Origin of the sequence: Thalassospira sp. HF15 (genome assembly GCF_011806525.1) — a bacterium.
Classification (GTDB): Bacteria; Pseudomonadota; Alphaproteobacteria; order Rhodospirillales; family Thalassospiraceae; genus Thalassospira.
Genome location: NZ_JAAVKI010000005.1, coordinates 386,630 through 407,143 on the forward strand (window position 1 = coordinate 386,630; position 20,514 = coordinate 407,143).

General features: G+C 54.1%; 18 protein-coding genes. 9 read left to right on the forward strand and 9 right to left on the reverse strand.

The genetic code is table 11. The features are described from left to right. Nucleotides 1–5 precede the first annotated feature (5 nt). Both HED22_RS13725 and HED22_RS13730 read right to left on the reverse strand, forming a co-directional pair. The gene (locus HED22_RS13725; protein ID WP_167723128.1) at nucleotides 6–716 is read right to left on the reverse strand and encodes an rRNA large subunit pseudouridine synthase E; all 711 of its coding nucleotides are present in this window, start codon (nucleotides 714–716) and stop codon (nucleotides 6–8) included. A 35-nt stretch (nucleotides 717–751) separates the two neighbouring features. Continuing rightward, nucleotides 752–1,489: an SIMPL domain-containing protein gene (locus HED22_RS13730; protein ID WP_175581239.1), complete on the reverse strand. Its 738-nt coding sequence runs from the start codon at nucleotides 1,487–1,489 to the stop codon at nucleotides 752–754. Between the two features lie 235 nt (nucleotides 1,490–1,724). Here HED22_RS13730 and HED22_RS13735 point away from each other — a divergent pair, with 235 nt between their 5' ends. Further along, nucleotides 1,725–2,402 carry a D-lyxose/D-mannose family sugar isomerase gene (locus HED22_RS13735; RefSeq protein WP_167723131.1) on the forward strand — a complete coding sequence of 226 codons (678 nt, stop codon included), beginning with the start codon at nucleotides 1,725–1,727 and terminating at the stop codon, nucleotides 2,400–2,402. Nucleotides 2,403–2,483: 81 nt separating this feature from the next. On the opposite strand, the gene HED22_RS13740 is transcribed toward HED22_RS13735, so the two are convergent. Continuing rightward, nucleotides 2,484–3,443 carry a tetratricopeptide repeat protein gene (locus tag HED22_RS13740; protein ID WP_167723134.1) on the reverse strand — a complete coding sequence of 320 codons (960 nt, stop codon included), beginning with the start codon at nucleotides 3,441–3,443 and terminating at the stop codon, nucleotides 2,484–2,486. 205 nt (nucleotides 3,444–3,648) lie between these two features. Here HED22_RS13740 and HED22_RS13745 point away from each other — a divergent pair, with 205 nt between their 5' ends. From HED22_RS13745 to HED22_RS13760, 4 genes are all read left to right on the forward strand, one after another. Further along, on the forward strand, nucleotides 3,649–4,665 hold the full coding sequence (locus HED22_RS13745; protein ID WP_167723136.1) for a GGDEF domain-containing protein: 1,017 nt from the start codon (nucleotides 3,649–3,651) through the stop codon (nucleotides 4,663–4,665). Between the two features lie 142 nt (nucleotides 4,666–4,807). Next, on the forward strand, nucleotides 4,808–5,914 hold the full coding sequence (locus HED22_RS13750) for a GGDEF domain-containing protein (protein WP_167723138.1): 1,107 nt from the start codon (nucleotides 4,808–4,810) through the stop codon (nucleotides 5,912–5,914). 82 nt (nucleotides 5,915–5,996) lie between these two features. Next, nucleotides 5,997–7,181: an NAD(P)/FAD-dependent oxidoreductase gene (locus tag HED22_RS13755; protein ID WP_167723140.1), complete on the forward strand. Its 1,185-nt coding sequence runs from the start codon at nucleotides 5,997–5,999 to the stop codon at nucleotides 7,179–7,181. Between the two features lie 133 nt (nucleotides 7,182–7,314). Then, on the forward strand, nucleotides 7,315–7,506 hold the full coding sequence (locus HED22_RS13760; RefSeq protein WP_167723142.1) for a PLDc N-terminal domain-containing protein: 192 nt from the start codon (nucleotides 7,315–7,317) through the stop codon (nucleotides 7,504–7,506). 71 nt (nucleotides 7,507–7,577) lie between these two features. Here the strand turns inward: HED22_RS13760 and HED22_RS13765 are convergent, their stop codons facing one another. Both HED22_RS13765 and HED22_RS13770 read right to left on the reverse strand, forming a co-directional pair. After that, nucleotides 7,578–9,344, reverse strand: a complete 1,767-nt coding sequence (locus HED22_RS13765) for a TRAP transporter fused permease subunit (protein ID WP_167723143.1) — start codon at nucleotides 9,342–9,344, stop codon at nucleotides 7,578–7,580. A gap of 74 nt (nucleotides 9,345–9,418) precedes the next feature. Next, on the reverse strand, nucleotides 9,419–10,372 hold the full coding sequence (locus HED22_RS13770; protein ID WP_167723300.1) for a TAXI family TRAP transporter solute-binding subunit: 954 nt from the start codon (nucleotides 10,370–10,372) through the stop codon (nucleotides 9,419–9,421). Between the two features lie 445 nt (nucleotides 10,373–10,817). On the opposite strand from HED22_RS13770, the gene HED22_RS13775 reads away from it, so the two are divergent. After that, nucleotides 10,818–12,275: an MFS transporter gene (locus tag HED22_RS13775; RefSeq protein ID WP_167723145.1), complete on the forward strand. Its 1,458-nt coding sequence runs from the start codon at nucleotides 10,818–10,820 to the stop codon at nucleotides 12,273–12,275. Between the two features lie 203 nt (nucleotides 12,276–12,478). Continuing rightward, nucleotides 12,479–14,671, forward strand: coding sequence for a malate synthase G (locus tag HED22_RS13780; RefSeq protein WP_167723147.1), 2,193 nt, complete (start codon nucleotides 12,479–12,481; stop codon nucleotides 14,669–14,671). A gap of 109 nt (nucleotides 14,672–14,780) precedes the next feature. Here the strand turns inward: HED22_RS13780 and map are convergent, their stop codons facing one another. The 4 genes from map to pcaH all read right to left on the reverse strand — a co-directional run bounded on the left by map (nucleotide 14,781) and on the right by pcaH (nucleotide 18,791). Continuing rightward, on the reverse strand, nucleotides 14,781–15,530 hold the full coding sequence (gene map / locus HED22_RS13785) for a type I methionyl aminopeptidase (RefSeq protein ID WP_167723149.1): 750 nt from the start codon (nucleotides 15,528–15,530) through the stop codon (nucleotides 14,781–14,783). A gap of 31 nt (nucleotides 15,531–15,561) precedes the next feature. Further along, nucleotides 15,562–17,250: a GGDEF domain-containing protein gene (locus HED22_RS13790; RefSeq protein ID WP_167723151.1), complete on the reverse strand. Its 1,689-nt coding sequence runs from the start codon at nucleotides 17,248–17,250 to the stop codon at nucleotides 15,562–15,564. A 194-nt stretch (nucleotides 17,251–17,444) separates the two neighbouring features. After that, nucleotides 17,445–18,074: a protocatechuate 3,4-dioxygenase subunit alpha gene (gene pcaG / locus HED22_RS13795; protein ID WP_167723154.1), complete on the reverse strand. Its 630-nt coding sequence runs from the start codon at nucleotides 18,072–18,074 to the stop codon at nucleotides 17,445–17,447. Between the two features lie 3 nt (nucleotides 18,075–18,077). Next, nucleotides 18,078–18,791: a protocatechuate 3,4-dioxygenase subunit beta gene (pcaH, locus tag HED22_RS13800; protein WP_167723156.1), complete on the reverse strand. Its 714-nt coding sequence runs from the start codon at nucleotides 18,789–18,791 to the stop codon at nucleotides 18,078–18,080. A 104-nt stretch (nucleotides 18,792–18,895) separates the two neighbouring features. Between pcaH and HED22_RS13805 the strand changes: the two genes are divergently transcribed. Continuing rightward, on the forward strand, nucleotides 18,896–19,885 hold the full coding sequence (locus HED22_RS13805; RefSeq protein WP_167723158.1) for a LysR family transcriptional regulator: 990 nt from the start codon (nucleotides 18,896–18,898) through the stop codon (nucleotides 19,883–19,885). Further along, complete coding sequence (locus HED22_RS13810; RefSeq protein ID WP_167723160.1) at nucleotides 19,872–20,507, forward strand: trimeric intracellular cation channel family protein; 636 nt, start codon at nucleotides 19,872–19,874, stop codon at nucleotides 20,505–20,507. The genes HED22_RS13805 and HED22_RS13810 overlap by 14 nt, the downstream gene beginning before the upstream one ends. Nucleotides 20,508–20,514 lie beyond the last annotated feature (7 nt).

Consider the following 20,514-nt stretch of genomic DNA (forward strand, 5'->3'; position numbering starts at 1 on the left):
GCGGCTTATCCTTTCTTCGGGCGCGAGCGGTGGCGTGCGGGTTTCGGACGGTCCGGCATGGCTTGCCCGGTCCCCGAAACATTTTTCGTAGTATTGTTTGGGTCACTGCGTTTGCGTCGCGGTGGTTTCACCGATCCCTGGGACAGCCTGCGATGGGTGGAGGACGGTGCGTCGACCTCGATGGTTTTCCATTCGCCCGGGGCCAGACCATCCAGTGTCCAATCGCCGATGGCATGTCTGATCAGGCGCAAGGTCGGAAAACCGACCGCAGCGGTCATGCGCCGTACCTGTCGGTTTTTGCCCTCGGTAATGGTCAGTTCGATCCAGCTTGTCGGGATCGCCTTGCGATAGCGTACCGGGGGATCACGTTCCCAAAGCCCGGCCGGTTCATCAATCCGCCGGGCCTTCGCAGGCAACGTCATGCCGTCTTTAAGCTCAACGCCGTTGCGCAGCTCTTCGAGTGCGGCGTCGGTTGGTTCGCCATCGACCTGCACAAGGTAGGTCTTGGGTTTTTTGAATTTCGGATGGGCAATCTGGGCATTAAGTGGCCCGTTATCGGTCAGAAGCAACAAACCCTCGCTGTCGCGATCAAGTCTGCCCGCGGCGTATACGCCGGGCAAATTGATATAGTCGGCCAAGGTCGCCCGACCGTTCTCACGGTCGGTGAACTGGGTCAAAACGCCATAGGGTTTGTTAAACAGGATCAATTGCGCCATGGCGGGCATAAAACCAACTTTGGCGAAGCTGTCAACTAATCGCGGATGAGATATTCCATGGTGGTGACCACGCGCACGGTTTTGTTGATCTGGTTGGCTTCCATCATGTTGGGTGCGCCATCAGCTGCCAAAATCTGAAAAAGGCCCTGTGTCGCACGCCGGATACCTCCAAGTTGCCCACCGGAGTCCGCGGCAAATTGCAACGCCGCTTCGCGGGCATTGGCCGTGGCCGCCGCGATCATTTTAGGTTTGATGTCATTAAGGCCCGTGAACAGGTAACTTGGCCCCGGGTTATAGCCCTGCCCGCCCAGCACGATGCCGCCTTGCAGCAGCTTGCCGATATCCTGTGACGCGGCAACCACTGCATCGACATCATCTGTGCGGACCTGAATGGTTTGATTGACGATATAGCGACTTTCAATCGGCCCGGATCGATAGGATTGCGCCAGCTGATCGGTCACTTGCAGGTTTTGCAATTCGGTATTGTCACGGGTAATGCCATGGCTGGCAAGGAAGGCATAAAGTGCGTCGGTGTCACTTTCGATCTTGGCCTGCGCATTTTGCAGCACATCGTCGGTTGCGACATAGGTGATCGGCCAGACGGCCTTGTCGGCCTTTACATCGCGTTCGGCCAATCCCTTGACCGTGACATAGCGATCAAGCGAGCGCATGTTTTCAATGCCAGTACCCACCAGCCATCCTGATGCCGCCAATCCACCTGCGACAACGATGGCAGCGACAACTTTGGCAAATCCCGATGATGATTGCGCCATGATGCAGTTCCCCTGTTCGGTTCCGGGCGATCTCGTAGATATAATATCGCACTGTATGACTTTCCCTGTATTGCGATAAAAAACGGCGATTGCGGGGCAGCTTGATCCATCAATCGACAACAAGAATGCTCTCAACCAAAATGTTTTGAATGCATTCAAAAACTGTCGCCTTCACCAGCCGGGCATGGTAAAACCCGGCCAAATCAACCGCACCAAATGCCAAAAGAGGTCGACCATGCTGCGCTCTGAAATCAATGCCTGTATCGAGCATGCCAAGGAACTTTATGCATCGATCGCATTCAAATTGCCGGAATGGGCTCATTACAGCCCGGCCCAGTGGGAAGCCGAACCCGATCTTGCAAAATGGTGCCGCGACCATCAGATGGGCTGGGATGTCACCGATTACGGCGAAGGCAATTTTGAGAAGCGTGGCCTGATCCTGTTTTGTTTGCGCAACGGCATCCTGCGCCAACCGGGCGAAGTGCCCTATGCCGAAAAAATCATGATCGTCGGCGAGAATCAGGAATGCCCGTGGCACTACCACAAGGTCAAAATGGAAGACATCATTGTCCGTGGTGGCGGCAACCTTGTGATCGAGCTTTGCAACTTGACCGAAGATGGCCAGATGGACCGCAAGAACGAAGTTCGCGTGCGTACCGATGGCAAACTCAACGTCCTGCCTGCTGGTGGCAAGGTTGTTCTTGAGCCGGGTCAAAGTGTTACGCTGCCGCGCACCCTTATTCACCGCTTCTATGGTGAAGAGGGCAAGGGTCCGGTGATTGTTGGCGAAGTTTCCCAAGTTAATGATGACCTGACCGACAACTATTTCTTTGATTGCGATGCGCGCTTTACCAAAATCGAAGAAGATGTCGCGCCGATCCATCCGCTGTGGAACGAACTGCCCAGCAGTTAAGTGACTTATCAGCCCGCATAACAAAAGCCCTGCAACAATATTGCAGGGCTTTTTGTATTTCAGGTTTGAAAAACACCGAAACTATTCGGCCGGTGGCAAGTCATCCTTGCTGCCGAGAATTTCGGTGAATTCCGGCATATCGCGAAGCGGTTCGAATTCTTCTTCGTTCCAGGCCGGTTGGCGCATGGAATCAGAAAGTTCGACTGCACGCCGAAGATCGGCCAAGGCGGCTTCCTTAAAGCCAAGACCAGCATTGGCACAAGCGCGCTGATAATGCCCATTCGCACTTTCGGGTTCCTCGGCCAGCAATCGGTTGCAAAGACTTAGCGCCCAGTCACGATCGCCAAGCTGCAAGGCGGCATCGGCCTTATATGCCATGACTTCGGGATCACCGGGTGCGAGTTCGAGGATCTTGTCATAGGTTTCGATCTTTGCCCGCGGGTTGCCCAACTGATTGGCCTGCAGCCAAAGCGCATGAATGGTCTGGGTGCGTTCGATCTCATGCTGATGTTCGTTGATCAGCTTGGATTTCAGCAGCAGTTCATTTTCAAGCGAGGTCAGACGCCCTTCGAATTCCTGCGACAAACGCTGCAATTCGGTGTTGGCCAGATTGCGAACACTTGATTTCAACTCGCGCAGGGACTGCCAGCCCAGCATGGTCAAAAGCGCACCGACGGCGGCCACGAAATAGAAGAAATAGGTCACGGTGTTCGACGAATAGGAAATTGCCTTGTCGATGGCCTCGAGCTGCCGGTTGACAACTTCGCGCAGTAATTCGGCGCGCATGCCCTGCATCTCGGTACGCAGGTTTTTCAATTCATCAAGGACATAGCGTTCCATTAGCGGCGGCATGTTGGAGCGTTCTTCGGCAGACAGCGGGCGATAATCAATTGCCGGGTTTTCGGTCGTGCTATCGGTCACCTGCCCGTTCACGGTTGTTTGGTCTGTCGCACCACTGTCCTGGGCTGCGGCCATGCCGCCAAACAGGATAACGACAAGCATCACCGTTACGGTGGCGCTCAAACCCGTTTTAATTCGCATCTTGTTTTCCCGCTTTTTGTTCTTTGGACCGATAACGTTTCCCGATAATTCAGACCCTAGCGAACATACTTGAACAAACCAATAAAATTACAACTTACACACTCTGTACGCGCATATCATAAAACTGATATAACGCATTCGCACAATAGGCGCGCGTACACTTATAAAGTTGCTTGTAATACCAAATTCCTCATTCAGGACTTCAATGCCGCAGCAAGAACAATATCGACAGCGTTCCCGAGCGTTGTCGCGTGAAACGCTGGATTTGATCACCGAGTTGGGCCTGAGCGCCAACCCGATCAATTTCGCGGTGTTCTTTGCCTATGTCGAAAAATCGAATGACGACCTTGTGGCACTGATAGATATCCTGCGAAGTAACCAGCGCGATCTTGATGATCTGAAATGCCACGAGCTTTATCAGCGCTTTATTGAACCGGCCCGGGTCGAACTTCTGCGCGAAGCCGTTTCAAATGATCTGCAACGCCAGCTTTCCGAGCTGATAAGCTCTTTGTCCCAAGGCAAAGACCATATCAACGCAGATGCGCTAAGAGCCGCGGCCAACAATCTGTTTGGAAACACCAGTGGGCAGACGGCGAAAACAGAACTCGTCACTGACAATAAATCCGATCCGGCTCAGCCTGAAGTTACCCAGCTTCTGCTTGATCTGGAGGAAATGAAGCGTGAAGCCCACACCGACGGTCTGACGGGTATCGCCAACCGCAAGGCCTTTGACGAAAGCCTGCGCAATGCTGCCATGGCCACCATGGAAGGCGGTGACTGCCTTAGCGTCCTTCTGATCGACATTGATCACTTCAAGAGAATCAATGACACATATGGCCATCAGGCGGGCGATCAGGTCATCCGCACATTGGCAAAAGCCCTGCAGCAGAATGTCAAAGGGCGCGATACAACGGCACGCTATGGCGGCGAAGAATTTGCCGTTATCCTTCCGGCGACGGCCCCTTGTGATGCCATGCGGGTCGCAGAGAACATTCGCTGCACGATTGAACAACTGCACCTCAAAAGTGAAAACCGTAACGAAGATATTGGCCGGATCACTGCGTCAATTGGCGTTGCGACCTACCAGTTGGGTGAACCGCTTACACGCGTTATCGAACGCGCTGACAAGGCCCTGTATCTGGCCAAGGCCAATGGGCGTAATTGTGTGATGTCTCAGGATGATCTGCCGCCGCAACAGATCAAACACGCCCAAAGTGCATAGTTCAGGCCTGTCCGGGTGAAATTTCGGCACCAACCACCGCAAATACCTGCACAACCTCTGATCTACATCAAACCGTTTTCATATTGATTTGCATAGGATTATCCCGCGACATTCAGGGATATAATTCTACTGCAGGCACGCGATGAGCGGACACGGTCTTAATCATTTTCAGGCACAGCAGCACACCAACGCCGCCCTGAGGGTAATGGCGGAACTGGGGGTGATGTCACACCCTGACAACTTCCAGATATTCTTTACCTATGTCGCAAAAACCAACTTTGATCTGTGTCGCACAATTGACATTCTGCGCAGCAACCATCGTGCATTCGATGAGGCGCAATGCGAAGAACTTCACACCCGGTTTTTCAGTGACAAACGCGAAAACGAAATCATAGAGCGCATTTCAAATGACTTGCGCGAACAGTTGGGCAGCATCCTTGATACGGTCAACAAGGTCGGCATAGACACCCGGAAGTACAACAAGGCTCTGGATCACTTCTGTTCCTATGTCGGAGACAAGAACCGCGATCTGAGCAACCTTGAGCACGCGCTTCATACTTTGCTTGGTGCCACCCGCGACATGGAAGGTGTTAACCGCACGCTTGAAAGCCGGTTGACCAACAGTTCGTCGGAAATTACCCGGCTGCGCGAAGATATGGAAAACCTCAAACGCGAAGCCCTGACAGATGGCTTGACCGGCATCGCCAACCGCAAGGCTTTTGACATGCAATTGCGCGAAGGCATGATGCACGCGATGGAGGATGACCAACCGTTGAGCCTGCTGTTGCTTGATATTGATCATTTCAAGAAGTTCAACGACGCCTATGGCCATCAGATTGGCGATCAGGTGATCCGACTGATGGCGGAATCCCTTAGACGCAATGTCAAAGGTCAGGATACCGCAGCACGTTATGGCGGCGAAGAGTTTGCCATCATTCTGCCCAGCACGTCACTTGGCAACGCCATGCTGTTTGGTGATCATTTGCGTCGCTATATTGAAAGCCACAAGGTCGTGACCAAAAGCGGAAAAACAATTATCGGCAAGGTCACGGCATCATTTGGTGTTGCCGAATTCCGCCCCGGTGAACCGGCGGCAAAACTCATCGAACGTGCCGACAAGGCACTTTATTTTGCCAAGGAAAATGGCCGCAATCAGATTGCCAGCGAAAAGCAGATCGTCGAGGACGAGGGCTCCTCGAAAACCACTGCTACAGAAAGTGATATTCCCAGAAACATCGCAGCCCAATAGCTATTTGCGCTGCTGGCACTGACAACACAACGATTTCCACGTATAAGCAGGTCCGAAACTCATATGAATGGATCTGACGGGCTTGAAAAAGATTGATGTTCTTGTCATCGGGGCGGGTGCTGCCGGCCTGATGTGCGCGATTGAAGCGGGAAAACGCGGGCGGTCTGTGGTTGTGGTTGATCATTCAGCCAAACCGGCAGAAAAAATTCGCATTTCCGGTGGCGGGCGCTGCAATTTCACCAACATCCATACCAGCCCGGAAAACTTCCTGTCAGAAAACAAGCGTTTCTGTGTATCGGCGCTCAAACGTTATACCCAGCATGACTTTCTTGATCTGGTGAACCGCCATAATATCGGATGGCATGAAAAGACTTTGGGGCAGCTTTTTTGCGATGAATCGTCCTTTCAGATCATTGATATGTTGCTTGACGAATGCGAAGACGCCGATGTGACGATCAAGCTCAATACCGAAATTTCTGGCATCACGAAGCGCGAAGATAGCGGGTTTGACGTCACGACGCGCACCGGCGCGCAATGGACCTGTGAGTCGCTGGTGGTCGCATGCGGCGGCCTGTCGATCCCGAAAATCGGTGCCACCGGGTTTGGCTATCAGATCGCGCGCCAGTTTGGCATCAATGTCATTCCAACCCGTGCGGCTCTTGTCCCGTTCGTTTTTGATCCTGATCTGCGCGCACGCACCGGCGAGCTTTCGGGCATTTCCGTTGATGCCATCGTTCAATGCAACAAGAAACAATTCCGCGAAGGTCTACTGTTCACGCATCGCGGCCTTTCCGGGCCATCGATCCTGCAGATTTCATCCTATTGGAACGAAGGTGACGCCATTACAGTCAACCTCAATCCGGAAGAAGACGCGTTCGAACTTCTGAAAACGGCCAAGGGCGAAAACCCGAAACAGGCTGTCCATACGGTTCTGTCACGCATCCTGCCAAACCGCCTTGCCCAGATGATGACTGCCACCCATGGCCTTGATCGTCCGATTGGCGAGACCGGCGACAAGGCGCTTCGCAAACTTGCGATGGATGTCAATCAATGGGCCCTCAAGCCCAGCGGGACGGAGGGATATCGCACAGCCGAGGTCACGATTGGCGGGGTCGACACCAATGCCCTGTCTTCAAAAACCATGGAAGCACGCGACGTACCCGGTCTCTATTTCATCGGCGAAGTGGTTGATGTCACAGGTCATCTTGGCGGTTTTAATTTCCAGTGGGCCTGGTCATCGGGCTGGTCCGCCGGACAGGTGGTCTAGGGGTCGGGCCTGGACTGCTTGAATACACCTCACTGAACCCCGGATTTAGGTAATGCGGGAACAATTGAGAAAATCAATCGTTTGAGTTGTAAGCGCGGTGCAAATACCGCTGCAACATTTGTGAGGTTGGAACATGCTTGAATATGGTGGAATTATTGGACTTCTTGTCCTGATTGCCGACATCTGGGCCATCGTTAATATCATGGGCAGTGGTGCCAGCACCGGGTCAAAAGTCCTGTGGACTGTGCTTGTTGTTGTCCTGCCGGTCCTTGGCCTGATTATCTGGTTCTTTGCCGGGCCGCGCGGCGGACGCGCGACCGCTTAAGATTGGACTTCATTTCCCTCAATACAAAAAGGGTCGACAGGAAACTGTCGACCCTTTTTGGTACCAGAAGACTAGACGCCCAGGGCAAAAATGACGGTACCGCCCAGCACCACTGATCCGATCCGCATCCAAACAGGTCGGGGTGATATCAGTCCATATGAAATGGCTGTCAGACCAGCTGCAACCTTCAGTCCAGCGATCACCGCCCATAAGGGATCATTTCCAAGATCGATCAGGGTGCGGTTAGCAATCATCGCCAGTGGCACGATATAAAGCCCGATGCCAAGCGCCATCGCGGTTCCGGCGACCTTCAGCCAGTTTTCCTCAACCATACCGGCGGCAATAAACACCGCCCCGCAGACCGGGGGTGTGATGGTCGACAGCAAGGCAAACCAGAAGACAAACAGGTGCGCCTGAAGAGGCTCCAGGCCCAGTTCGATCAAGGCGGGCCCCGCAACCGACACGCAAATCACATAAGCCGCCGTGGTCGGGACTTCCATGCCCAAAATGAGACAGGCCAGTGCGGTCAGAAGAAGCGCTGGCCACAACATGCCGCCCGATCCGGAAATCAGAAGCGAGGTAATCTTGACACCAAGCCCGGTCAGGCCGAGCACCCCGATTACGATTGAGGCGCACAGAATGATCGAACCGATCATCGCCACCTGACGCCCAGCATTCAGGCACACATCAGTGAAACGTTCCTTGCTGCGCGCAAGATCAACCGTCAGATCGGCATCAAGAAACAGCAACGCTGCCCCGGCCAGAAGCGCAAGACAGGCAGCATATTGCGGCGTGTATCCACCGCCAAACATGCCCCACAGCAAAATGGTAAAAGGTACAAGGAAGAAACCTGATGTGATCAGGACTGCACGCATATTCGGGCGTTCTTCCTTTGGCACGCCGGGCAAATCAAATCGCATGGCAAAGGCATTGATGCCGACCCAGACGGCCAGAAAATACAAGACCGCCGGCAGGATCGCCGCGACCATGATCTCGACATAGGGCTTTCCGGTCAGTTCCACCATCACAAAGGCGCCTGCCCCCATCAGCGGTGGCATGATCTGCCCACCGCTTGACGCCACGGCCTCAACCGCCGCGGCAAGGCGCTTGGGATATCCAAGTTTGGTCATGGCTGGCAGTGTAATCGCACCGGTCGATGCCACGTTGGCCGACGCAGAACCCGATATCGAGCCAAACAGGGCTGAAGACACCACCGAAACCTTGGCCGCCCCACCCTTGAGTCGTCCGGCCGCCGCACCTGCGACATTCATGAAACCCTGTCCGGCCTCGCCACCATTCAGAACCGCACCAAAAATCACAAAGATTGCGACGATATTGACAGACACACCGGTCAAGCTGCCCCAAAGGCCACCCTCGGCAATTGTCAGCGTGCCCAACATGCTCTCGACCGGCAATCCGGCATGGCCGAATTCGCCGGGGACATATTGACCGAACAACGCATAAAGCAGCGCAATCGCCGCCACCGTTGGCAGTGGCCAACCAATCGCACGACGCGCCATTTCAAGCACGATCAGCAACAACGCGGCCGCCAACGCAATCTGACTGTTGCCAATCAGAAAACCATACTGATCGCCAAGCGTCTGGTGGTTGGCAACAATCCAGCCACAGCCGATCAAGCCGATAATAGTCAGGATGATACCCGAAATTTTCTGGGCGCGGGTTTTGGCAACAAAGATCAGGGCCCAAGGCAGTGCCAGTGCCATGTGAATTGGTCGACTGACCAGATTGGGAACCAATCCTGAGAAAATCAGCCACAGGTGAAAAGCAATCGAGACGGCGCCAAGGGCGATCCAGAAGGGGCGTGAGGAGGCTGACATGTCGTAAATGGCTTGCTTGATAAGAAATGGCCCGGCAAAACTGCCGGGCCTTAAACATGAGAATGGATCAGCGATTAACGCTGATCATCGCGGATATTAAAACCGACTTCATCATAGTAACGCAGCGCGCCGGGATGCATTTTGCCGATGATGTTGGCGAGCATTTCCGGGCTAACACCATTCCACCAGGAAGAACTTTCACCCATTTTGGCCTTCTGTTCCCAGAAGGTTTTGGTGAGTTCATATGCTGTATCGGCATCCATCTGGGTGGTGGAGAAGGCAACAACCGACAGCGAAGACGTCGTGATGTCGCTGTCCTGGCCGTTATAAGTCCCGGCAGGGATGACTGTTTTGTCGCGCTTGGTTTCCGCAAGCTGATCTTCAGAAAGCGACAGAACGTTTACATCGGTGCCGGCTGCGGCCTCGATCACGTTCGGCGCGGGCCAGGAACCAGCAGTCACGAAACCATCAATCTGACCGTTTTTAAGGGCTGCAACCGCGTTCGAAAGCTCGGCGTCCGCAAGATCGACCTTACCTTCAAGACCGAACAGTTTGAGGTATTTTTCACCTTCACGCGCCCCGAAGGACCCCTTGCCCAAAAGAACGGTTTTGCCTTCGAGATCGGCGAAGCTGGTGACACCGGAATCCGCACGCATGACGAAATGCATGGTCAGTGACGGAATCGGGAACAGGGCGCGGATCTCGGCAAATTTTTCGGTCGGGCGTCCGTCAAACGGGCCTTTGCCTTTTTGCGCCAGACCAACCAGACCAGGCGGGGAGGTAAAGACGTAATTGCCCGGACGCACCATGGCTTCCATGACGTTCTGAACCGAACCCTGACTTTCCTCGACCGTGACGATGATGTCACCATCGGTACCGGTTTTCATGGCTTCGGCGAACTGGGCAGCCATCTGATAATAGGATGAGGCGGCCTTTGCCGACTTCAGCGTGACACGCGTTTCAGCCTGCGCGGCATTTGCCACGGACAAGGCCATCATACCCGCGGCGATCACGCCGAGTGTGCGCATAATTTTCAAGGTTTCCTCCCCTTGTATGGTGGATTCACAGTTTGGCTTGAATGCCGGTTATTTCCCGTGAACCAAAAGTCTGGTGGCGAGACGCAAAATCCAATCCGGTTTCGCAGGAATATTGGCAAAATGCGCCTGATTTCGGTCCATAGAAAGCATCAATCCCCCCAAGGTCAAGCAGCTTGTGAATTTTTCGCCATTCAGTGCCGATTTCAACGCAAGGCACGCCCCATTTTCACATGGCAGTTGCGCAAAACCGGCACTATGGGCGCATATAAAGCAAGCTTAAAGGAAGCACAGAAATTTAACGGGAACTTGTTTTGCATCGCAGTGTTTATACCAAGATGCACTGTTAGTACTTATGCGCCAACGGCTTGTAGGGATTGACAGGTTTCATCCCATTACCGCAGGGTGCGTGCCCTGACGAAATTCAAACGAGGAAACCATGCCGCGTTCGCCGGTCGCCCTGATCATTGCATTGTCTGCAACACTGTTTGCGGCCTTTGCCCTGAACAGTGGATCATCCCTGCAATCTTCCTTGCTGGCTCTGCGTGCCTCTGCCGAGGGATTTGCACCGGTCTATACCGGTATTATCATGGCATCCTATTATATCGGCTTTGTTGCCGGGATTGTCTGGGGCGCAAGCCTTGTGAACCGGGTGGGGCATATTAGGACCTTTGCCGCGTTGGCCTCAACCGGATCGGCCATCACGCTTTTGCATGCAGTCTTTGTTGATCCGATTACTTGGTCGCTGTTTCGCGCCTTGACGGGCCTGTGCCTGTCGGGATTGTATCTGGTTGTGGAAAGCTGGCTGAACGCGCAGGCAGACAACACATCGCGCGGCAGTACCATTGCCATCTACATGACAGTGTCGCTTGGCGGTCTGGCGATTGGTCAGCTCTTGCTGAACGGTGCACCGGTCAGCAGCTTTGAGCTGTTTACCGTGGCTTCCGTTTTGCTGTCTCTGTCACTCGTGCCTTTGGCACTGACCCGTCAACCGCCACCTTCTGCGGTCAGTGGTGACCGTATGACGTTCCGCCGTCTTTACAAAATCTCGCCGCTTGGCTTTGTTGCCGCGTCCGGCGCAGGCGTGCTGTCCGGAGCGGTTTATGGTGTTGGTCCGGTTTTTGCCGCCGACCTTGGTCTTGCGACCAACGATGTCGCCTATTTCATGTTCTTTGTCATTCTGGGCGGCATGATCATGCAGTTCCCGATTGGCAAGCTTTCAGACAGCGTACCACGCCAATATGTCATGATCGCCGTTCTGGTCGGATTGACGATTTGCGGCCTTTTCCCGCTGATCGCACCCGACCTTGTGCGTGACAATCTTTCCGTCTGGGGCGGGATTACGGGTGTGTTTATCATGCCGGTCTATGGTCTGGCTGTGGCCTATGTCAATGACTATCTCGAACCAGAGGATATCGTCCCTGCATCGGGTGGCCTTCTGATCATTTATGGCGGGTCGGCGGCCAGTGGCCCGCTTCTGGGATCCAGTGCCATTGGCTATTTCGGCCCGTGGGCGCTGCCGGTGCTGTTTTCAATTATTGGTGTCTCTGTTGCGAGCTTTGCGATGTATCGCGCAGGCTTTGGTCGTCGTATCTCGATCGAGGAACAAGGTCAGTTCGTCGCCGTCCCGCGTACAACGCCAATGGCATTTGAACTCTCCCCGATTACCGATGATATCAGTACCGAGGATGGTAATGACGCAGCCACAAGCGACGAAGAGGCTGAACCCAAACCGTTTGATCCACACGATCTGGAAGATGCGTTAACGCCGGATGGCACGGCCCACCCGGACGACATCGGGCAGGTTCAACCGGCAGACACCGACTCAACAGATGATGTGCATGACGGTGGCGCTGACAGTGATGAACCGGACACGGATAGCGAGAAGAAAACCTGAATAGGATCTGCTAAGCACCCACCGGGCGGGCTTCCATAATACGGAAAACATCCCACAAATTTGAAACAGCCTGTGGACCCAGCCCGGCTTCAACCCATATGTTGTGAACCAACAACAGGCGGGTCGGCTTTGCCACGCATGATGTGATTGTCGGCAAAGCGCCTTGATGGCCCGCAACAGTTCCAAGTCTGGTGAGAGAAAACATGACCCAACGCATCCAAGAAGGTGGCCTTCAGATTGCAAAAGTTCTGCATGATCTGGTAGCCAACGAAGTCATTCCGGGGACAGGGATCAGTTCCGATCAGTTCTGGGCATCATTTGAAAAGCTCGTCACTGAACTTGGACCACGCAACAAGGCGCTGCTGGCAAAGCGCGACGAATTGCAGGCCAAGATCGACGAATGGCATCTTTCACGTCAGGATCAGGCACGCGATCCGGCGGCCTACAAGGAATTCCTGACTGAGATCGGCTATCTTCTTCCCGAGGGTGATGATTTCTACATCACCACCACCCATGTCGATCCTGAAATCGGCCGGGTTGCCGGACCGCAGCTTGTCGTGCCGGTGATGAATGCGCGCTATGCCCTGAATGCAGCCAATGCGCGTTGGGGTAGCCTGTATGACGCGCTTTACGGCACCGACGTCATCGACGAGGAAGACGGCAAGGAAAAAACCAAGGCCTTTAACCCGAAACGTGGTGCGGCGGTTGTTGCCTACGCCGCCGAGTTCCTGGATGAAGCAGCCCCGCTTGCAACCGGCAAGCATGCCGACGCGACCAAATACGAAGTGCGCGAAGACGGATCCGGCTGGTGGACGCTTGTTGTGACCCTGTCGGATGGCAGCGAAACCGCACTTGAATTGCCCTCACAGTTCATTGGTTACAATGAAAAGGATGGCAAGCTGACGGACATTCTGTTGCGTCGTCACAGCCTGCACATCGAAATCCATATCGATCCGACCCATCCGATTGGCAAGGAACATGCCGCCGGGGTCTGTGACGTAATCATGGAATCTGCAGTCAGCACCATTCAGGACTGCGAAGATTCGATTGCCGCCGTCGATGCCGAGGACAAGACGCTTGCCTATCGCAACTGGCTTGGCCTGATGAAAGGCACGCTTGAAGAAAAGTTTGTAAAGGGCGGCAAAACAGTTACACGTCGCCTGAATCCGGACCGGACCTATCGGGGTGTGGATGGCAACGAAGTTGTCTTGCCAGGCCGCAGCCTGATGCTGATCCGTAATGTCGGGCATCTGATGACCACCGATGCGGTTCTTGATGCCAATGGCAATGAAGTCCCGGAAGGCTTCCTTGACGCCATGGTCACCAGCCTGATCGCCAAGCATGACGTGATCGGCAATAACGAACTTTCGAACTCGCGCCATGGCAGCGTCTATATCGTGAAGCCCAAAATGCACGGGCCAGAAGAGGTCGAGTTGACCAACGATCTGTTTGGCTTTGTTGAACAGGCGATTGATCTGCCCGAACATACGCTCAAAGTCGGTATTATGGATGAGGAACGCCGCACGACGGTGAACCTCAAGGAATGCATCCGTGCAGCCAAGGACCGTGTTGTCTTCATCAATACCGGCTTCCTTGACCGTACCGGTGATGAAATCCACACCAGCATGGAAGCTGGCCCGATGGTCCGTAAGGAAGCGATGAAGGACCAGTACTGGATTGCGGCTTATGAAAACTGGAACGTCGATATCGGCCTTGAATGCGGCATGAAAGGCGTTGCCCAGATCGGCAAGGGTATGTGGGCCAAACCGGACCGCATGGCCGAGATGATGGAAGCCAAGATCGGTCATCCCAAGGCCGGTGCAAAATGTGCCTGGGTCCCGTCGCCGACGGCAGCAACCCTGCATGCCATTCACTATCATAAGGTTGATGTCCGTGCGGTGCAGGACGAGATCGGCAAGCGCGAACGTGCAAGCCTCGATGACATCCTGTCGATCCCGCGTCTGGGCGACATCAAACCGATGCCAAGCGAAATCCAGGAAGAGCTTGATAACAATGCTCAGGGGATTCTCGGCTACGTGGTGCGCTGGATCGATAGCGGCATCGGCTGCTCGAAAGTGCCTGACATCAACGATGTCGGCCTGATGGAAGACCGTGCAACGCTGCGCATTTCAAGCCAGCATATCGCCAACTGGCTCCATCATGGCCTGTGCAGCGAAGAACAGGTGATGGAAACCATGAAACGCATGGCAGCCGTTGTCGACAAGCAGAATGAAGGTGACCCGACTTATCGCAATATGGCCCCGAACTTTGATGACAGCATTGCCTTTGCAGCGGCATGCGATCTGGTCTTCAAAGGGCGTGAACAGCCAAACGGGTATACCGAACCGGTTCTGCATGCGCGCCGTCGCGAGGCGAAGGCAAAATACGGCGCCTGATCGCGCTGCGGTATCAAAGCACAGCTAAGACAAAAGCCGCCCGACACGTTCGGGCGGCTTTTATGTTGCATAAAATGCTGCAGCATAAAGTGCAGCATTTTTGGTGAAATCAATTGCCCAGAGTCATGATCTCGTATCCCTTTTCGGTCACAACAAGGGTATGTTCATACTGTACGGTTGCATCACCGGTATCGGCATAAAGCGTCCAGCCATCCTCACTATCAAGGGCCCATTTTGCCCCACGTGACAGAAACGGCTCGATGGTAATCACTTGCCCCTTCTTAAGCGCACGTCGTTCCTTGGGGTCATCCCAAGTCGGGATGGTGTGGGGATGTTCATGCAGTGATTTGCCAATGCCATGGCTGGCAAGGTTGCGGATCAGGGTATAGCCACCCTTACGTGCAAAATTTTCGATCTTCAGCCCGATCTCGCGGATCGGGGCCTTATCACGGACGACCTTGATACCCGTCCACATGGCCTTCTTGCCATCCTCGCACAGTTTTGCCAATTCAGGTCTTGCGGTACCGCAGATAAAGCTGGCGCCGGTATCGGAGAAGTATCCTTCAAGGGACGCCGAAACATCAATATTGACCAGATCGCCGTCAGCCAGAACCTGATCACCGGGAATGCCATGCGCAACCGCCTCGTTAACACTGATACAGGTCGCACCGGGAAATTTGTATTCGCTTTCGGGTGCTGAAACCGCCCCGGCATCTTCAAGAATCTTGCGCCCAATATGATCAAGCTCGGCCGTGGTGATCCCCGGCACGACGGTCGCTCCCATGACATCACGCGCGCGCGCACAAATCCGCCCAATTTTGCGCAAGTGTTCCAGTTCTTTTTCCGATGAAATTGTCATGGAATGCTTATTGCGATGCACTGATGCAAAGTCAAGAAAACCCGCGTTCTTGCGTCAGAGACGATCTTCTGTCGGGCTGGGCAATGTCATCGGAATAGAGCACAAAACAGTTCTTGCCCTTTGACTTCGCAGCGTACAAGGCATTGTCGGCCTTATCGAGAAGGACATCGATCGTCCTGCCCTGCGTCGGATAAAGGGCAATGCCGATGCTCATATGGATGGAAACGTGGGTGCCCCCCGTAATAAACGGCATCTGGATAGCGTTCAAAATCCGTTCGGCCAGCACGGAAGCTTCGGCCGCCGCACTATTTTCCATGTGGCACACGACCACCATCTCGTCCCCACCCAAACGCACAACCAGATCATCACCGCGCACACAGTGGCGCAAACGTTGGGCAACCTCACGCAGCACATCATCCCCTGCTGCATGACCGAACTCGTCATTGATGGGTTTAAAGTCATCAAGATCCAGCATCATGACCGCAAGTTGCGACTTCTGGCGATCCGCCCGGGCAAGAGCATGCTCAGAATAGACATCAAGTGCCAAGCGGTTCCCAAGTCCGGTCAGGTTATCGTGATGGGCAATATGTTCCATTTGGCCAAGGGCTGCGTCCTTTTCCGTAAGTTTGGCGAGCAACGACTGCAGACTGTTTGAGAGGATTTTGATTTCCCGTGCGCCATCGACATCGGGAAGACGATCAATCTCGCCACGTTTCATTTCCTCAATCGAACGGGCCATATGACCTATCGGTCCGACAAAGAATCCTGCACCCCACCATGCAATCACGCTAAAGATGATACTTAAAAGCAGCCCCCACGCCATAATGTCGCGGCGCAGGACATGAACGGGTTCAAGCGCCTCGTCGACCGGCTGACGCACCAGAATTGACCAGTTCAATCCAGCGTAATCAAGATGACCATCCGCCGGTGCGAAGCCGGTGAGATATTCTGCGCCACCGGGCCATTTGCTGATCTTCCATCCGATGTTGTTTTGCTGCGCCTGCTCAAGCGCATCAAGTTCAAGCGACGATCCTACCAGTGCTGTGTCGGCACCCAACAGAACCGTACCCTCCTCGGATATTACAAATATTTCGACATCGCCATGGATGCCTTGCCCGGCGAACAGGGTTTTGCGGACGTTATCGGCCCATTCCCAACTCAGATGGGTGGCAAATACACCGGTAAACTGATCATCATTATTGAACAGCGGAACCGCAATATCGACAAACTGGATCGGCTCCCCGTTATGCGGCGGGAATTTCTCAGCCAACAATTTCGCATCGTGAACATCACCGATGAACTGGCCGTTCTTGCCATACTGGTACACCGGGCGTTGCGCAATATTGACCCCCAGTAACACATCGTCGGTGGCGGCAACCACCGTCCCGTCTTGGTCAAGCACGCCAATCCAGGTAAAGATCGGGATTTCATCGCTCAGCCGATTGATAATATCGGAAATCTGTTGGGTGTCTTGGAGTTCGCGCAGGACAGAAAGCGTACTGAGAACCGAAACCTCACCACGGTGGGTCCACATGGTACGGTCCAGCTCATCGGCCATCTGACGCGCAATATCAGAAACGCCAAGGCCGATCTGCGTTTGCAGATCAGCACCGGATCGCTTGCCAATCACAAAGCTCATCAATACAGTCAGGCCAACCAGCAGCAGCGCCGTTGCCAAAGCGACTTGCACGCGGATTCCGACCTGCAACAACTTGTTCAAGGCAGACACTCTCACTCTCGATCTCCGGGGTCTTTTCTTTTATCTGGGACCCTCGACAGCGGTTAATTTATCACACCGCTTTTATGATCGTCGATATAAGCATCCGCATCAGACTTTTTAAGACGACAAGCCAAATAAAAAAAACGCGGCACCCAATTTTGGGTGCCGCGCTGTCATTACGTTGGGTGTTGCGCTCAGATATCAAAAAACACAGTTTCGCCGTCACCCTGCAAGATGATGTCAAACCGGTAAACCGGGATCGGCCCACTGTCATCGCGGGTTGCGATCAGGGTCTTGCGACGTTCGTGTTGCTCGATCAGGTTCAGCACCGGATCATTTGCATTTTTATCGGCTTCGTCAGCGAAATACATCCGTGTGTTCAAGCCGATATTGATCCCGCGCGCCACGATCCAGAAATTGATATGCGGGGCCATATCGCGATTATTGCGACCGGCAACCACGCCCGGTTTGATGGTTTCAAAGCGATAGACAGCCGTATCAAAATCCGTGCCCGTTCGCCCCCAACCACGGAAGTCGTCATCAATCTTGCCGGATGTCTGACGATCGAGTTCGTTGTTATATCGCCCGTCCGCATTGGCCTGCCAGATTTCAAGCAACGCATCACGGAGCGGCGTACCGGTGCCGTCAATCACCCGACCTTCGATGATGATCCGTTCGCCGCGTGTGTTTTCATCAGCCAGAATGTTGGTGAAGTTGTTTTCAAAGATATCAAAACCGGCCTGCTTGGGAATGAGCCCGATATGAACATAGGGCCCTGCTGTCTGGGAGGCTGTTTCTTTGAGATAATCAAGGTTCTGCACCATGGTTCAGTTTCCTTCCAGACGGTTTTCAAACAGGGTTGAACGACGGCCTCGCAAAACGATGTCGAACTTGTAGGCTATGGTATCGAGCGGCACCGACCCTTTCAGATCAATGGGCGCAATCAGTCGGTTAATTGCGTCTTCGTCCGGGATGACATGGACAATCGGGCATTCCTTGATAAGCGGATCACCTTCGAAATACATCTGGGTGATCAAACGCTGGGCAAAGCCGGATCCGAATACCGAGAAATGGATATGTGCCGGACGCCAGCTATTGACGTAGTTGCGCCACGGATACGGACCCGGCTTGATGGTGCGGAAGAAATAGTAGCCGTTTTCATCACTCAGGGCCCGACCACAACCACCAAAGTTCGGATCAATCGGCGCAAGATAGGTATCTTTCTTGTGGCGGTACCGACCACCGGCATTGGCCTGCCAGAATTCGACCAGCGTATTGGGTACCGGGCGGTTGTTTTCATCAAGAACCCGTCCATGCACGATGATGCGTTCACCAATTGGATCGCCATCCTTGGCATAGTTGCGGATCAGGTCGTTATCAAGCGGCCCCAGCTCGTTCTGACCAAAGACCGGACCGGTGATTTCAGACAGCGACCCTTGAAGCGACAGCAGGGACTGGCGCGGTGAACGCGCAACCGACGTTTTGTAAATCGGCGCATAACCAGCAGGCTGAAGCGTTCTGTCACGCTGATAAAATTCCATGATGTTTCCTCCGCAGATGATGCTCCGGACAGTTCAATGTCCGTGTTAAGTCCATCCTGCGTGGACAATTGCATAAAATAAATGCATCATTTATCATCTTATTCATGAGTAATTTTGATCATTTGGAACTGGACGGTCATGCGCTGCGTCTGTTTCTGGCCGTTCTTGAAGAAGGGTCCGTCACCGCAGCGGCCGAACGACTTGGTTTGACGCAGTCCGCGGTCAGCCATAACCTGACCAAATTGCGCCGGATCATGCACGACCCGCTTTTCACCAAATCCGGTCGCGGGATCGTGGCAACGGCGCACGCGCAAAACCTGGCCGAACAGGCCCGGTTTCTTCTCGATCAAATGCAGGCCTTTGCCAGTGGTGCGGATTTTAAGCCCGATGGCGCATCGATGACGCTAACGATTGCGGCCAATGATCTGCAGCGCGATCTATTGTTGCCAACCCTGTTTCATAATCTTGACGAAGCACTTTCCAATATCCGGATGACCGTGGTGCCGTCGCTTCTGCCGGGGCCGGCATTGCTGCGCGAAAATCACTGTGACCTTCTGATTTCGCCGCGCCCGCCCGAAGGGGTCGATATCGTGCAAAAGCGCCTTCTGACCGATCATTACATGGTGTTTTACGATCCGGATATGCGCGACGCACCGCAAAGCCATGACGACTATCTTGGAGCACGCCATATTACGGTGCGCTATGGCAATAACCGCACACTTGAATTTGATGATATGCTTGAAAGCCAAGGCATTGATCGCAACATAGTTTTGCGGGTGCCGAACTTTACCGCCATTGCCGAATTCCTGCGCGGAAGCAACATGATCGCGACCTTGCCGAGCCTTTTGCAAAAGCATGCCCTGCGCGATTTCGCGCGCGCACCAATGCCTTTGAACGACCTTAAAGACGGGACGCTTGATCTGCCGATTTTCATGTGCTGGCACCAACGCTATCAGCATGATCCATCGCACCGCTGGTTGCGTGAGCAGCTTGAAGATGTCGCAGCAACCCGGCTACGTATGCCTGCAAACCGCCCCGTTTCACAATCCACACGTCACGCACATCCCCGCGAAGGACACCATGACGATTACTGAAATCATCTATTGGCTTGAACTGGCCGGGGTTGCTGTTTTTGCGATTACCGGCGCACTTGAGGCATCCCGTCGTCAGATGGACATGGTCGGGTTTGTCCTGATCGCCACCTTTACAGGTATTGGCGGCGGCACGGTGCGCGATGTCATCACCGGCGCAACACCGGTTTTCTGGATCCGCGACACCACATGGCTTGTGACCTGTATCGGGGCTGCGGTTCTGACCTATTTCACGGCCCACCTTGTCGAACGGCGGTATGTTGCCTTGCTGTGGCTGGATGCGCTTGGCTTGGCGATGTTCGGAGTCACCGGGGCGGCCATCGGATTAAATCTGGGCGTATCCCCACTGGTCGCAATCGTTCTGGGCATGATCACCGCCACTTTCGGCGGGATGGTGCGTGATGTGGTCTGTAATGAAATCCCGCTGATCCTGCGGCCAGAGATTTATATCACCTGTGCACTTGTCGGGGCGGGGATCTACGTGATCGGCACCGCAATGCTTGAACTGCCGCGCGGGCCCATCGCCATGATCGCCTTCTTTACTGCCTTCCTGATGCGCGCATGTGCGATCAAATTCAAACTGAGCTTCCCGGTCTACAAGGCCCGTCCGGGTCGGGAGTACTAGGCAACAG